Source organism: Agrococcus sp. UYP33 (assembly GCF_054060915.1).
Genome location: NZ_JBSSDR010000002.1, coordinates 145,271 through 159,588, shown reverse-complemented (window position 1 = coordinate 159,588; position 14,318 = coordinate 145,271). Strand labels below are relative to the sequence as shown.

The window sequence follows — 14,318 nt, the reverse complement described above, 5'->3', positions numbered from 1 at the left end:
CCGGCCGGCCGCTGACCCGCGAGGAGGGTCAGCGGCCGCGTCAGCGGGAGCGGCCCGCCTGCAGCACGAGCCAGATGAAGTACGGGATGCCGACGAGCGCGGTCATGATCCCGGCCGGCAGCTGGGCCGGCGCGATGAGCGTGCGGCCGAGGGTGTCGGCGAGCAGCGTCAGCGATCCGCCCAGCAGCGCAGCGAGCGGCAGCAGCACCCGGTGCCTCGCGCCGACGATCGCCCGCGCGGCATGCGGCGCGACGAGCCCGACGAACGCGACGACGCCGATCGCGGCGACCGCCGTCGAGGCCAGCACGACCGCGATGGCGAGCGCGACGATCTGCACGGCCGTGAGCCGCACCCCGAGGAGCCTCGGCGTGGCCTCGTCGAGCTGCGCGAGGTCGAGGTCGCGGTGCATCCAGGTGAGCGCGAGCAGCGACAGCACCACGGCGATCGCGACCGGGATCACATCCTCGAAGCCGCGGCCGTAGGTCGAGCCCGAGAGCCAGACGATCGCCTTGCCGCGGTTCCACGGGTCGGTGATGACGATGAGCATGCTCGTGAGCGCCGCGGTCGCGGCCGAGAGCGCGAGCCCCGTGAGCACGAGCCGGAGGCTGCCGAGCCTGCGCCAGCCGACGAGCACGAGCACGAGCACACCCGCGATGGCGCCGCCGGCGAGCGCGCTGCCCGCCACGAGCCAGCCGGTCGCGACCGGCACCAGGGTGATGATGCTCACCGCGCCGAGCCCTGCACCGCCGGCGACCCCGAGCAGGTAGGGCTCCGCGAGCGCGTTGCGCGCGACCGCCTGTACGAGCGCGCCGGAGAGCGCGAGCGCGACGCCCGCGAGCACCGCGGCCGCGACCCGCGGGGTGCGGGTGTCGAGCGTCACGCGCACAGCATCGCCGGCGCGACCGGCGAGCCAGTTGACGACGTCGCCGAGCAGCAGCAGCCGGTCGCCCAGCAGCACGGCCGCGACGGTCATCGCCGTGAGCACGACCGCCGCGATGACGATCGGCACCCACGCGTGCTTCGCGATCGTGCGGGCGCCGAGCACCGACATCGACTCGGTCTCGGCGGCACCGGCCATCGTGCGGGCGAGCACGATGATGCAGACGGCGCCGACGAGGCTCGTCACGACACCGGTCGGCACGTCGAGCGAGGCCGAGCCGGGCAGCGCCGCACGCAGCAGCACATCCGCGCCGACGACGAGCACGGCGCCCGCGAGCGCGGCGAGCGGGATCGCGACGACGTGGCGGGCGGCACCCGGGATGCGGCGCGCGACCATGCGGATCACGATCGGCGCGGCGAGGCCGACGAAGCCGATCGGGCCGGCGATCGCCACCGCGGCCGCGGCGAGCGCGACCGAGGCGATGAGCGTGCCGAGCCGCAGGCGGCCGACGCCGACGCCGATCGTGGTCGCGGCCTCCTCGCCGAGCGCGAGCACGTCAAGCCGGCGAGCGAGCACGAGCAGCACCGCGATGCCGACGAGCACGATCGGCAGCAGCTGGGCGACGGTCTCGATGCCGTTCTGCGACAGCCGTCCGACGCCCCAGGCGTAGAGGCCCGCCGTCTCCTGCTCGTTGAGGATGATCGTGACGGTCGTCACCGACTGCAGCGCGAGCGCGAGCGCGGTGCCGACCAGCACCATCTGGGTCGTCGACCCCCGCCCGCGGCCGATGGCCACGACGGCGAGGGCGGCGATGAGGCCGCCGGCGAAGGCGATGCCGGCGCCGCCGATGCCCGGCAGGCTGATGCCCGCGACGGCCGCGATCGCGATCGCCGCGCTCGCGCCGCCGTTGACGGCGAGCGTGTCGGGCGAGGCGAGCGGGTTGCCGGTGAGGGTCTGCATCGCGTAGCCGGCCGCGCCGAGCGCGAGCCCGACGACGATCGCCGCGGCGATGCGCGGCAGCCGGCTCTCGACGATCACGGACGCGTGGCTCGCGTCGCCGCCGAGCCAGCCCAGCAGCTCCTGCAGCCCGAGGTCCGTCGTGCCCTGCGTGGCGTGCCACCCCGAGAGGGCGACGAGGCCGACGAGGAGGGCCGCGCCGAGCGCGAGCCCTCCCGGTCGGATGCGTGTCACGGGGCGGGCGAGAGCGCCGCGACGAGCGCGTCGAGGTAGGCGGTCATCGACTCGACGCCGCCGAAGAGCCAGATGCCGTCGGGCAGCCGGTGCACGTTGCCGGCCTGCACGGTCGGCAGGTCGGTGTAGATCGCGTTCGACGCGAGCTGCTGGGTGAAGACGTCGCGCTCGCCGACCGTCATGTAGACGATGTGCGTGCCCTCCTCGAGCGCCGTCAGGCCCTCGACGTCGGTGACGCCGAGCCCGTACTGCGCGTCGCCCTCGCCCGGCCAGCCGTTGACGAAGCCGATCGACTCGAAGGCGGCGGGCAGCAGCGCGCCGTCGGCATAGGGCCGGATCTCGACCTGGCCGCCGTTCTCGTAGCCGTCCATGTGCGCGAGCGGCGTGCCGGTGAGGCCTGCCTCCTCGACGGTCGCCGCGAGCTCCTCGACGTGCGCCTCGTACTCGGTGATCGCCGTCTCGACGGCGTCCTGGCCGCCCACGGCCTCGCCGACGAGGCGGAGGTCGGCGTACATCGTGCCGATCGGGTCGGCGGCGTCGGCGCCCTGCAGCACGAGGACGGGCGCGATCGCCTCGAGGTCGGCATAGGCCGCGTCGTCGGCGCCGAGAACCGTGACGATGAGGTCGGGCGCGAGGCCGGCGATCGCGTCGATCGAGGGCTCGATGCGCGTGCCGACATCGGTCGGCTCGCCCTCGAGGGGCGCGCCGGTGCCCGACCAGTCGGTGTAGCCCGCGACGTCGGCGACGCCGACCGGCGGCAGGCCGGCGACCTGCAGGTGCTCGACGGCGGCCCACTCGAGCGCCACCACGTCCTCGACCTCGGCGGGGATCTCGACCTCGACGCCGCGCGCGTCCGTCAGCGTGACGGCCTCGCTCGAGGCGCCGGGCGCGGCGCTCTCGGCGGGCGCCTCGGTGGTGCCGCACGCGGCGAGGGCGAGCGCGGTGAGCACCGCGACGCCGGCCAGGACGGGCCTGGCGGGCAGGATTCGCTGGGACATGGTCAGCCTTCCTCGGCCCGAGGCGGAGCCTTCGGGCCTGATGTGGAGCGAGTCACGCGGCGCGGGACACGGTGAGCCGGCGGCGGAGCCGCTGCGGCCGGATGCGCAAGCCCTCTGCGAGGGGCTCGACGTCGATGGGCACCTCGTACGCGGCGCTGAGGCGCTCGGCCGTCAGCACCTCCGTGGGGGTGCCGGTGGCGATGATGCGGCCGTGCACGAGCAGCACGACCTCGTCGGCGACCTCGGCCGCCTGCTCGAGGTCGTGGAGCACGATGCCGACGGCGACGCCGTCGTCGGCGAGGTCGCGCACGATCTCGAGGATCTCGCGCTGGTACCGCATGTCGAGGTAGGTCGTGGGCTCGTCGAGCAGCACGATCCCGGTCTGCTGCGCGAGGCATGTGGCGAGCCAGACGCGCTGGCGCTGCCCGCCCGAGAGCTGCGAGACGGGGTGGTCGGAGAGCTCGGCGATGCCGGTCGCGGCCATGGCCCGGTCGATGACGTCGGCGCCCTGGGGGTCGCCCGCACGGAAGCGGCCGCGGTGCGCGAAGCGGCCGTAGGCGACGACCTCGCGCACGCTCACGCCGGAGGGGTCGGGGTGCGACTGGGCGAGCAGCGCGATCCGGCGGGCGAGCTCGCGCTCCCCCAGTGCCGACGCGCTGGCGCCGTCGGCGAAGACGACGCTGCCGTGGGTCGGGCGGTGCAGCGCGGTGAGGCCGCGGAGCAGCGTCGACTTGCCGCTGCCGTTCGGGCCGACCAGCGCCGTGACCGAGCCGGGCTCGAGCGCGATGGATGCGTCGTGGACGATGCGCTCGCGCCCATAGGCGAGGCTGACGTCGGTGGCGCGCAGTGCGCCGGGTCCCGTGGAGGTCACGAGGTAAGGATAGCCTTACCTCAGCGCTGGGAGCAATCCGGGCGGCGAGGCGGCCTCGGATCCGCTCAGGCGGAGAGCTCCTCGATGTCGTCGGCCGTGAGGATCACCGGCGACTCGGCGCCGGCGACCGACTCCTTCGTGACGATGACGCGCTCGACGGAGTCCCGCGAGGGCACCTCGAACATCACCGGCGCGAGCACGGTCTCGAGGATGGATCGCAGGCCGCGGGCGCCGGTCTTCCGCTCGACCGCGAGGTCGGCGATCGCCTCGAGCGCCTCGGCCTCGAAGTCGAGCTTCACGCCGTCGATCTCGAACATCTTCTGGTACTGCTTGACGAGCGCGTTGCGCGGCCCGGTGAGGATCTCGACGAGCGCCGACTGGTCGAGCGGCGAGACGGTCGCGATCACCGGCAGGCGCCCGATGAACTCGGGGATGAGGCCGTACTTGTGCAGGTCCTCGGGCAGCACGTCCTGGAAGACGTCGAGGTTGGGCTTGAGCGACGCCACCGGGGCGCCGAAGCCGATGCCGCGCTTGCCGGAGCGGTTCGCGATGATGTCCTCGAGGCCCGCGAACGCGCCGGCGACGATGAACAGCACGTTCGACGTGTCGATCTGGATGAACTCGGAGTTCGGGTGCTTGCGGCCGCCCTGCGGGGGCACCGACGCGACCGTGCCCTCGATGATCTTAAGCAGCGCCTGCTGCACGCCCTCGCCGGAGACGTCGCGCGTGATCGAGGGGTTCTCGGCCTTACGCGCGACCTTGTCGATCTCGTCGATGAAGACGATGCCGGTCTCGGCGCGCTTCACGTCGTAGTCGGCGGCCTGGATGAGCTTCAGCAGGATGTTCTCGACGTCCTCGCCCACGTAGCCGGCCTCGGTGAGGGCTGTGGCGTCGGCGACCGCGAAGGGCACGTTGAGCTGGCGCGCGAGCGTGGCGGCGAGGTACGACTTGCCGCAGCCGGTCGGGCCCACCATGAGGATGTTCGACTTCTGGATCTCGACGCCGTCGCCGGCCTTGTCCGCCGACTCGAGCTGCTGCATCGCGGCGATGCGCTTGTAGTGGTTGTAGACGGCGACCGCGAGCGACTGCTTCGCGCTGCGCTGCCCGACGACGTACTCCTCGAGGAACGCGAAGATCTCGCGCGGCTTCGGTAGCGTGAAGCCCTCCTGCGCCGTCGTCTCGCCGGCCTCGGCCATCCGCTCTTCGATGATCTCATTGCACAGCTCGACGCACTCGTCGCAGATGTACACCGCGGGCCCCGCGATCAGCTGCTGCACCTGCTTCTGGCTCTTGCCGCAGAACGAGCACTTGAGCAGGTCGCCGCTCTCTCCGAGTCGCGCCATGTCGCTTCTCCACATCGTCGTAGGCGCAGGCCGCGCCCGTGCTACGAGCCTAGGACACCCCGGTGACACGGGCGACGCCCACGCCGAGGCGGCGCAGATCCGCGGCGCGTACGCTGAGCGCATGATCGCCGCCATGACCGCCGTCGCCGTCGCCCTGCTCCTGCCCGCCCACGCATCCGTCATCGGCTCGACGCCCGAGGACGGGGCCACGATCACCGAGCAGCCCGGCTCGCTCAGCGTCGTGCTCAACGAGGCGATCATCGACGTCCCGGGCGCCGAGGGCGGCAACGCCCTCGAGATCACGGATGCCGCGGGCCTCTACTACGGCGACGGCTGCACGACCGTCGACGGCGACACCATCTCGCTCGACGCCGAGCTCGGCGCCGCGGGCGACTACACGCTCGCCTACCAGGTGGTGTCGGCCGACGGCCACGCGGTCTCCGGCGAGATCGCCTTCGCGTTCGAGCCCGTCGACGCCGTCGGCGGCCCTGACGGCGCGGCCGCCGCGCCGGTGTGCGACACCGCCGCCGCCCCCGTCGAGACGCCCTCCGGCACGACCCCCGCGACCGCCGAGCCTGCGACCTCGGCCCCCGCCGAGACCCCGTCCTCGAGCGGCGAGGTCGCCGCACCGCAGACCACGGCGACCGGCCCCGACGAGCCCGAGTCGACGGATGCGCCGGGCGTCGACCCCGGCACCGACTCGACCGGCCCGTGGCCGACGGTCGCCGTCTTCGTGCTCGCGATCCTCGCGGCGCTCGCCTTCATCGCCTACCGGGTGAACCGCCGTCGCAAGGACCGCGGCAACGCCTGACGCCCGCTGCGCACGCAAGAGGGCCGGCCCCGCGGGGCCGGCCCTCTTCCATGCGATCGCGCTGCGGTCAGACGACCAGCTGCGCGGTCTTCCGGCTGCCGAGCACCTGGTCGATGAGCCCGTACTCGAGCGACTCCTCTGCCGACAGGAACGTGTCGCGCTCGATGTCCTTCGACACCCGCGCCACATCGTGGTTCGAGTGCTTCGAGAGCGTCTCCTCGAGCCATCCGCGCATCCGCAGCACCTCGCGCGCCTGGATCTCGATGTCGGAGGCCTGGCCGCGGCCGGCGTCCGAGGTCGCCGGCTGGTGGATGAGGATGCGGGCGTTCGGCAGCGCCAGGCGCTTGCCGGGCTCACCGGCAGCGAGCAGCACGGCAGCGGCGGAGGCCGCCTGGCCGAGGCACACGGTCTGCACCGCGGGACGGATGTACTGCATCGTGTCGTAGATCGCCGTCATGGCCGTGAACGAGCCGCCGGGCGAGTTGATGTACATCACGATGTCGCGGTCGGGGTCCTGCGACTCGAGCACGAGCAGCTGGGCCATGATGTCGTCCGCGGACGCGTCGTCGACCTGCACGCCGAGGAAGATGATGCGGTCCTCGAAGAGCTTCGCGTAGGGGTCCTGGCGCTTGAAGCCGTAGGGCGTGCGCTCCTCGAAGCTCGGCAGGATGTAACGCGAGCTGGGCATCTGCAGCGCGTTGCCGCCCGCCTGGAACGTGGGAGTGTCCATCAGTTGCCCTCCTGGCCGGTGATGTCGTCGAAGGCTGAGCCCTCCTGGTCGGTGCCGCCGCCGCCGGTGACGTCGGTCGCGGAGTCGCGGACGTGGTCGACGAAGCCGTACTCGAGCGCCTGCTGCGCGGTGAACCAGCGGTCGCGGTCGCCATCCTCGTTGACCTGCTCGACGCTCTTGCCCGTGCGCTCGGCGGTGATCTCGGCGAGGCGCTTCTTCATGTCGAGGATGAGCTGCGCCTGCGTCTGGATGTCGCTCGAGGTGCCGCCGAAGCCGCCGTGCGGCTGGTGCAGCAGCACGCGCGCGTTGGGCGTGATGTAGCGCTTGCCTGCGGTGCCGGCGGTGAGCAGCAGCTGCCCCATCGAGGCGGCCATGCCGATGCCGACGGTGACGATGTCGTTCGGCACGAACTGCATGGTGTCGTAGATCGCCATGCCGGCCGTGATCGAGCCGCCGGGCGAGTTGATGTAGAGGTAGATGTCCTTGGTCTGGTCCTCAGCCGCGAGGAGCAGGATCTTGGCGCAGATCTCGTTCGCGTTCTCGTCGCGCACCTCCTCGCCGAGCCAGATGATGCGATCGCGCAGCAGTCGGTCGAAGACCGACGGCGCGAAGACGGGTTCAGCCACGGGTGACTCCTTCTCTCGATTCGTCTCCAACCCTAGGCGGCGAACACGACGCGATCTGCCGTGTTCGCCGCAGGCGGAGGGTGCGGCGGAGGACGGCCCGAGCACACGAGAGGGGCCGGGCGCGCAGCCCGGCCCCTCGTCGTGGATCAGTCCTCGGTGTGCTGCGCGGCGAGCTTCGCCTCAGCCTCGCGGATGGCGCCCTCGACGTCGTCCTCGTCGACCTCGTTCGACGGCAGGAAGTCCGACAGGTCGACCGTCTCGCCCTTGTCGTCGACGACCGTGACGCGGCCGAGCAGCGTCGAGAGCGTCTTGCCGCGGAGGATGTCGCCCAGCAGCACCGGCAGCTGGCCGTTCGCCTCGAGCGCGGTGACGAGCTCCTGCGGCGCCATGCCGTACTGCGCGGCCTGCTGCACGATGATCTGCGTGAGCTCCTGCTGCGTGACCTGCAGGCCCTCCTCCTCCGCGAAGCGGTCGAAGATCATCTGCTGCTTCAGCACCTTGCGGGTCTCCTGGCGGACCTCCTCGCCGTGCTCGGCGTCCTCGGCGCGGTTCTCGGCCTCGAGGTGGCGGACCACCTCGTCCTCGACGACGGCCGAGGGGATCTCGATCTCGACGGCGTCGACGAGCTCGTCCTGGAGGCGCTGGCGCGCCTGCTCGGCCTGGCCGAGGCGGCCGCTGCGGCCGGCCTGCACCTTGAGGTCCTCGCGCAGCTCGTCGATCGTGTCGAACTGGCTCGCCATCTGGGCGAAGTCGTCGTCGGCCTCGGGCAGCTCGCGCTCCTTGACGGCCTCGACGACGACCTTGACCTCGGCGTCCTTGCCGGCGTGGTCGCCGCCGACGAGCGTCGAGGTGAAGGTGGTCTCCTCACCGGCGGTGAGCGACTCGACGGCCTCGTCGATGCCGTCGATCAGCTCGCCGGAGCCGACCTCGTACGAGATGCCGCTCGCGCTGTCGACGACCTCGCCGTCGATCGACGCCGTGAGGTCGAGCTGCACGAAGTCGCCGTTGGCGGCCGGGCGGTCGACCGTCACGAGCGTGCCGAAGCGGCCGCGGAGCTCGTCGAGCTCCTTCGCCACGGCCTCCTCGCCGACCTCGATCGCGTCGACGGTGATCGTGCGGCCCTCGACGGTGGGCAGCTCGAAGTCCGGGCGGACGTCGACCTCGATCTCGAGCACGAGGTCGCCGGAGAAGTCCTTGACCTCGGGCCACGCGGTGACGTCGGCCTGCGGGCGGCCCATCGGGCGGATGCCGGCCTCGGCGACGCCCTGGCGGTAGAACTCGTCGATCGACTCGGAGACGGCCTGGTTCAGGATGTCCTCGCGGCCGACGCGCTGGTCGATGATCGCGGTGGGCACCTTGCCCTTGCGGAAGCCGGGGACGCTGATCTGCTCGGCGACGGTCTTGTACGCCTGGTCGATCGCGGGACGCAGCTCTGCCGGCTCGACCGCGATGGTCAGCTTCGTGCGCGTGTTCTCGATCTTCTCGACCGTGGTCTTCACGAGGTGGTCTCCTGTGGTTCGTCGTTGGGCGGGCACTGGATGCCCGCGGCGCGCGTGGGCACGCCGGATCCGCCGCGAGAGGGCGGACCACCGCCCGAGTCTACCCGCTGCTCCGCCGAGTCCAATCCGAGAGGGCGCATGTGACGAACCACCGTCATGACCGCGCTCGCCCTCGTCGCTCCGCCTGCAATACTCAGGCGCGTGGAGACGACCCTCGAGCAGTGCCTCGTGCGCGCCGCTGACGGCGACCAGCGCGCCTTCGCGGAGCTGTACGACGCGACGTCGTCGCGCGTCTTCGGGCTCGTGCTGCGCATCCTGGTGGATCGCGCGCAGGCCGAGGAGGTCGCGCAGGAGGTCTACCTCGAGGCCTGGCGGCAGGCGAAGCGCTTCGACCCCGACCGCGGCGCCGCCATCAGCTGGCTGCTGCAGATCGCGCACGCCCGCGCGGTCGACCGCGTGCGCGCCTCGCAGTCGCAGCGCGACCGCGACGCCCGCATCGGCGTGCGCGACACGGCGGTGCCGGTCGACATGGTGTCCGAGCAGGCGGAGATCTCGCTCGAGGCCGCTCGCGCCCGGAAGGCGCTGCGCGAGCTGAGCGACACGCAGCGCGAGGCGATCGAGCTCGCGTACTTCGACGGGCTCACGCAGACGGAGATCGCCGAGCGCGTCGGAGCGCCGCTCGGCACGGTCAAGACGCGATTGCGCGACGGCATGGTCCGTCTGCGCGGCATCCTGGGGGTGACGGCATGAACGGCGACCAGCGGTCCATCGACGACCTCGCCGCGGCGTATGCGCTCGACGCGCTGAGCGCAGACGAGCGGGCCCGGTTCGAGGCGCTCGCCTCGCCCGAGGCGAGGGAGGAGGCGGCGGCGCTCGCCGACACCGCCACGCTGCTCGCGGGCGACGCCGTCGCGCCCCCGCCCTCGCTGCGCGCGTCGGTGCTCGACGCGATCGGGCGCGAGCCGCAGCTGCCGGCGGCCGAGCCGGCAGAGCCCGCCGAGCCCGTGCGTCTCCCGTCGGTCCAGCCGGCCGCGCTCACGCCCGTCTCGATCCAGCCCGAGTCGTTCGGCGGCGGGTCGGTCGACCCGAGCCGCACGCGACGGCCCACCTCCGGCGGCCCCGGGCCGGCCGAGCGCCGTGCCCGCGCGCGCTGGCGCCCGCTCCGCGCCGTCGGTGCGGTCGCGGCCGGAGCCGCGCTGCTCCTCGGCGGCGTCGCCCTCGGCACGCAGCTCGGCGGCGACTCCCGCCAGGAGGCGCTCGGCGCTGTCGTGAGCGCGTCCGACGCGGAGCGCACCGAGGTCGAGATGCCCGACGGCTCGATCGCGACGGTCGTCTGGTCGGCCGAGCGCGGCCAGTCGGCGATCCTCTTCGACGGGCTCAGCGCCGCACCGGAGGGCAGCACCTACCAGGCCTGGTACATCGACGCCGACGGCCCGCAGAGCGCCGGCACGTTCGAGGCCGGCGGCGGCGCGACCGCGTTCCTGCTCGACGGCGCCCTCACCGCTGGCAGCGCGGTCGGCGTGACGGTCGAGCCCGACGGCGGCTCCGACGCCCCGACGACCGACCCCATCCTCGTCGTCGAGACGTAGGCCACACCGACCCTGCGATACTCGGCAGGATGTCCGAATCGCCTGCCTCGCACGAGCCCGACGCGTCGCGAGGCCGGCTCGGCCCCGTCGCCATCGCCATCGCGGCCGTCGCGCTCATCGCCACGTGGAGCTCCGGCTTCGTCGGCGCCGAGCTCGCGGCACGCGCGGGCGGCGAACCCGTCACCGTGCTCGCGTGGCGATTCCTCGTGCTCGCGGCGCTCCTCGCCGTCGTGATGCTCGTGCTGCGGCGCCACTGGCCCGGTCGGCGCAGCTGGCTTCGGCAGGGCACCATCGGGCTGCTCAGCCAGGCCGGCTACCTGCTGCTCGTCTTCGAGGGCGTGCGCGCCGGTGTCGACGGCGGCACCGCATCCCTCATCGCCGCCCTGCAGCCCATGCTCGTCGCGACGATCGCGGGCCGCGTGCTCGGCGAGCGCGCCACCCGGTGGATGTGGTGCGGCATGGTCGTGGGGCTCGCGGGCGTCGCCCTCGTGGTCTCCGGCGCGCTCGGCGGCGGGGGCGCACCGCTCTGGGCGTACGCGCTGCCGTTCGGGGCCGTCCTGTGCCTCGGCACCGGCACCGTGCTGCAGCGCCGCTGGCACCTCGACGACGACCTGCTGCAGACGATCACGATCCAGGCCGTGGTCGCCGCCGTCGCCTTCATGGCCGTCGCGCTGCTCCGCGGTCAGGCCGCGCCGCCGACGACGCCCGAGGTCTGGTTCGCCATCCTGTGGCTCGTGCTGCTCGCGAGCCTCGGCGGCTACGTGCTCTACATCACGGTCACGCGCTCGCACGGCGCGACGTTCGTGAGCACGCTGCTCTACCTGACGCCGCCGACGACGATGCTCTGGGTGTGGCTGATCTTCGACGTGCCCGTCACGCCGCTCGGTCTCGCGGGGCTCGCGGTCGCCGCCGCCGGCGTCGCCATCGTGCTCGTGGCGCAGCGGCGGGCTGCTCGGGGCGACTGAGCTCGTCGATCAGTCGATCGGCTCGACCCCGGTGAGCCGCAGCTCCTCGACGTCGAGCCGCGACTGCACGCGCCTGGCGACCGCGTCGTCCACGACGCCCTCGCGGCGCAGCTGCTGCAGCACCTCCCGCTTGCGATCGAGCAGCGCGAGCCGAAGGTGCGCGTACTGCTCGTGCCGCGCACGGGGAGGCGCGGGCTGCGGCCGCGGAGCGTCGACGAGCACGGCGGACTCCCCCGCCTCCGTCTCGGCGCGCGCAGCCGACTCGTCGCGTGCATCCGTCGTCACCAGGTGGTCCTCGTAGTCGCGCAGCAGGCGGGCGCGCGTCTCGTCGTCGATGCCGTGCTTCGCGGCGAGCTCCCCCATCGCCGCGAGCGCCGCATCGGTGATGGCGCGCTCGGCCAGCTGCAGCTCGCGCTGCTCGGAGGCGTCCTCGGGCAGCCGCGCCCAGCGCACCACCGCGGGCAGCGCCGGCCCCTGCACGAGGAGCGTCAGCACGATGACGCCCGCAGCGACGAAGATGATGTCCTCGCGGCCCGCGAGCGGCGTGCCGTCCGGGGCGACCGTCGGCACCGAGAGCGCGATCGCGAGCGACACCGCGCCGCGGAAGCCCGCGACCGAGCTCACCACCCGCGCGCGGTAGGTCATGCGGCGTGCGCGCTGCGACGGCCGCCGATCGAGCATCCGGATCGCGTAGGCGCTCAGCGACAGGAAGGTGAAGCGCACGAGCAGCAGGCCGGTCCAGACCGCGACGGTGAGCGCGACGAGCCTGCCGAGCGCGGCCGCGTCGGTCTGGTGCGCGATGAGCTGCACCTCGAGGCCGATGAGCACGAAGAGCGCGCCGTTCAGCACCGCGGCGCCGAGCGGCCACGCCGCCTCGGTCTGCCGGCGCGACGCCGCGGTGCTGATGCGGCTGCTGGCATAGGAGACCGCGAGGCCCGCGACGACGACGGCGAGCACGCCGGAGCCGTGGATGAGCTCGGCGGCGAGGAACGCGGCGAACGGTGTGACGAGCAGGGCGATGTTGATCGACATCGCGTCGCGCACCCGGCGCAGCACCAGCAGCGCGAGGCCTGCGACCGCGAGCCCTGCCGCGGCGCCGCCGAGGTACGAGAGCAGCACCATCCCGGTGATGTCGAGCGGCGTGAACCGGCCGCCCACGGCGACGCCGACCGCGATCGCGTACACGACGAGCGCGGTGCCGTCGTTCGTGAGGCTCTCGGCCTTCAGCAGCATGAAGTTGCGGCGCGGCAGCGAGCGTCCGAGCGCGGCGACGGCCGTCGCATCCGGCGGCGCGACCGCCGCACCCAGGATGAGCGCGACCTCCCACGGCACCCCGAACAGGTGCGCGATACCCGCGACGGCGAAGGCCGTCGCCACGACGAGCAACGTGCTGGCGATGACGATGCCGCGCAGGTCGCGCCGGATGGAGCGGAGCGAGGTGGTGAGGCTCTCCCAGAAGAGCATCACCGGCAGGAAGACGAGCAGCATCGTCTCGGGCGGCAGCTGGATCTCGCGCAGCTCCGGCACGAAGCCGAGCAGCAGGCCGAGCAGCACGAGCAGCAGCGGCGCCGCGAGGCGCAGCCTGGGTGCGAGCAGCACCCCCACGAGCACCGATGCGCCGAGCAGCACCGTCACCTCGAGTCCATCCATCGCGCACCTCCCCTGCAAGCGTCCCGCGCGGCCGTGTCGCCGCGATGACGCAGCGATGTCGCTTCGGCGACGGATCTCCATGGTGCGGCCGGTGGGGACGACCGCGGCAGGGCCTGTCGGTGCCCCTCTCGCGCTGCCGGTCGCGCTCACGGGGCCGCACGGCGAGACTGGGAGCCGATCCAGGAGGACGCCATGGCCGCCGATCTGCTCTCGAGCCTCGACCTCGCGCGGCGCGACGAGCCCACGCCGCAGCCGGACGTGCACGCGAGCCTGCTCGACTGGCTCGCGTTCCAGCGGCACGAGTTCCGCCGCAAGTGGCGCGACCTCTCCCCCGAGCAGCTCGCCGCGTGGTCGGTGCCGCCGGCCGAGCTGTCGGTGCTGGGCCTGATCCGTCACATGCAGCAGATGGAGCACCACTACCTGACGTGGGGACTCGGCGGCGGCGAGCGCATCGAGACCTATGGCGACGACGACTACGCGGGCGGATCCGCGGCGACCGTCGAGGACGACGTGCGGCTGTACCTCGCGGAGATCGAGCGGGCGGACGCCGCCATCGCCGCCATGCCGGCGCTCGACGCTCCCGGGCGCGGCAGCGCGGCACCGCTCTCGCATGTGCTCATCAAGATGATCGACGAGTACGCGCTGCACGCTGGCCAAGCGCACATGCTGCGCTTCGCGGCGCTCGGGCGGGTGCAGCGGTAGCGACCGCTACTTCAGCTGCCCGCGGATCTCACCCGGCGGGTTGGTCGGGGTGTGCACGTTGACGTAGTAGCCCCGCGGGTTCGCCTCGATGGCGGCGAGCAGCATCGGATCGGCGGTCGTGCACGTGTCCACCTCGAAGCTCGTGGCGGCGACGACGGACAGCGGGACGACCACACGACCGGGCGCGTTGCGCGGTGCCACATGGATGTGCGCGGCGACGGCCGGAGCCGACAGGCCGTCGACCTCGAGCGTGTAGCAGAGCTGGTCGCCGTCGATCTCGTAGCTGAACCAGCCGTGCGCGCCGAAGTCGTTCGGTGCGGGCACCTCCTGCCCGCCGTTCAGCGGGATCGCGGGCGCGGCATTCGCGGCACCGGCGGAGGCGAGCGTCAACGCCGCAGCTGCGGCGAAGGTGAGGGCGGTGATGCGGGTGGTGCGTGTCGTGCGCATGGCGTGTGCTCACTTC

General features: G+C 72.9%; 14 protein-coding genes. 5 read left to right on the top strand and 9 right to left on the bottom strand.

Translation table 11 applies throughout. From position 1 onward, the window contains the following. Nucleotides 1–40 precede the first annotated feature (40 nt). From ACVWW9_RS11005 to clpX, 4 genes are all read right to left on the bottom strand, one after another. The gene (locus ACVWW9_RS11005) at nucleotides 41–2,071 is read right to left on the bottom strand and encodes an iron ABC transporter permease (RefSeq protein ID WP_456515544.1); all 2,031 of its coding nucleotides are present in this window, start codon (nucleotides 2,069–2,071) and stop codon (nucleotides 41–43) included. Continuing rightward, nucleotides 2,068–3,069 carry an ABC transporter substrate-binding protein gene (locus ACVWW9_RS11000; RefSeq protein ID WP_456515543.1) on the bottom strand — a complete coding sequence of 334 codons (1,002 nt, stop codon included), beginning with the start codon at nucleotides 3,067–3,069 and terminating at the stop codon, nucleotides 2,068–2,070. The genes ACVWW9_RS11005 and ACVWW9_RS11000 overlap by 4 nt, the downstream gene beginning before the upstream one ends. Nucleotides 3,070–3,121: 52 nt before the next feature. Next, a complete protein-coding gene (locus ACVWW9_RS10995) occupies nucleotides 3,122–3,940 on the bottom strand; it encodes an ABC transporter ATP-binding protein (protein WP_456515542.1) in 819 nt (272 codons plus the stop codon). Between the two features lie 65 nt (nucleotides 3,941–4,005). Beyond that, nucleotides 4,006–5,283 (bottom strand): ATP-dependent Clp protease ATP-binding subunit ClpX, encoded by a 1,278-nt coding sequence (clpX, locus tag ACVWW9_RS10990; protein ID WP_456515541.1) that lies wholly within the window; start codon nucleotides 5,281–5,283, stop codon nucleotides 4,006–4,008. A gap of 121 nt (nucleotides 5,284–5,404) precedes the next feature. On the opposite strand from clpX, the gene ACVWW9_RS10985 reads away from it, so the two are divergent. Next, nucleotides 5,405–6,094, top strand: a complete 690-nt coding sequence (locus ACVWW9_RS10985; protein WP_456515540.1) for a copper resistance protein CopC — start codon at nucleotides 5,405–5,407, stop codon at nucleotides 6,092–6,094. A 67-nt stretch (nucleotides 6,095–6,161) separates the two neighbouring features. Here the strand turns inward: ACVWW9_RS10985 and ACVWW9_RS10980 are convergent, their stop codons facing one another. From ACVWW9_RS10980 to tig, 3 genes are all read right to left on the bottom strand, one after another. Then, entirely contained in the window at nucleotides 6,162–6,824 is a 663-nt protein-coding gene (locus ACVWW9_RS10980; protein ID WP_456515539.1) for an ATP-dependent Clp protease proteolytic subunit, read from the bottom strand. After that, complete coding sequence (locus tag ACVWW9_RS10975) at nucleotides 6,824–7,450, bottom strand: ATP-dependent Clp protease proteolytic subunit (protein WP_123697673.1); 627 nt, start codon at nucleotides 7,448–7,450, stop codon at nucleotides 6,824–6,826. The genes ACVWW9_RS10980 and ACVWW9_RS10975 overlap by 1 nt, the downstream gene beginning before the upstream one ends. 146 nt (nucleotides 7,451–7,596) lie before the next feature. Beyond that, nucleotides 7,597–8,949, bottom strand: coding sequence for a trigger factor (tig, locus tag ACVWW9_RS10970; RefSeq protein WP_456515538.1), 1,353 nt, complete (start codon nucleotides 8,947–8,949; stop codon nucleotides 7,597–7,599). 201 nt (nucleotides 8,950–9,150) lie between these two features. Between tig and sigK the strand changes: the two genes are divergently transcribed. Genes sigK through ACVWW9_RS10955 form a run of 3 tightly spaced genes read left to right on the top strand, consistent with a single transcriptional unit; the run spans nucleotide 9,151 to nucleotide 11,503 of the window. Beyond that, nucleotides 9,151–9,699, top strand: coding sequence for an ECF RNA polymerase sigma factor SigK (gene sigK, locus ACVWW9_RS10965; RefSeq protein ID WP_456515537.1), 549 nt, complete (start codon nucleotides 9,151–9,153; stop codon nucleotides 9,697–9,699). Continuing rightward, nucleotides 9,696–10,538 (top strand): anti-sigma factor, encoded by an 843-nt coding sequence (locus ACVWW9_RS10960; protein ID WP_456515536.1) that lies wholly within the window; start codon nucleotides 9,696–9,698, stop codon nucleotides 10,536–10,538. The genes sigK and ACVWW9_RS10960 overlap by 4 nt, the downstream gene beginning before the upstream one ends. A gap of 29 nt (nucleotides 10,539–10,567) precedes the next feature. Then, nucleotides 10,568–11,503: a DMT family transporter gene (locus ACVWW9_RS10955; RefSeq protein WP_456515535.1), complete on the top strand. Its 936-nt coding sequence runs from the start codon at nucleotides 10,568–10,570 to the stop codon at nucleotides 11,501–11,503. A gap of 9 nt (nucleotides 11,504–11,512) precedes the next feature. Here the strand turns inward: ACVWW9_RS10955 and ACVWW9_RS10950 are convergent, their stop codons facing one another. Beyond that, nucleotides 11,513–13,153, bottom strand: a complete 1,641-nt coding sequence (locus ACVWW9_RS10950) for a Na+/H+ antiporter (protein ID WP_456515534.1) — start codon at nucleotides 13,151–13,153, stop codon at nucleotides 11,513–11,515. A gap of 192 nt (nucleotides 13,154–13,345) precedes the next feature. Here ACVWW9_RS10950 and ACVWW9_RS10945 point away from each other — a divergent pair, with 192 nt between their 5' ends. Beyond that, nucleotides 13,346–13,855, top strand: a complete 510-nt coding sequence (locus ACVWW9_RS10945) for a mycothiol transferase (protein ID WP_456515533.1) — start codon at nucleotides 13,346–13,348, stop codon at nucleotides 13,853–13,855. 6 nt (nucleotides 13,856–13,861) lie between these two features. On the opposite strand, the gene ACVWW9_RS10940 is transcribed toward ACVWW9_RS10945, so the two are convergent. Further along, the gene (locus tag ACVWW9_RS10940) at nucleotides 13,862–14,302 is read right to left on the bottom strand and encodes a CHRD domain-containing protein (protein WP_456515532.1); all 441 of its coding nucleotides are present in this window, start codon (nucleotides 14,300–14,302) and stop codon (nucleotides 13,862–13,864) included. Between the last annotated feature and the right edge of the window lie 16 nt (nucleotides 14,303–14,318).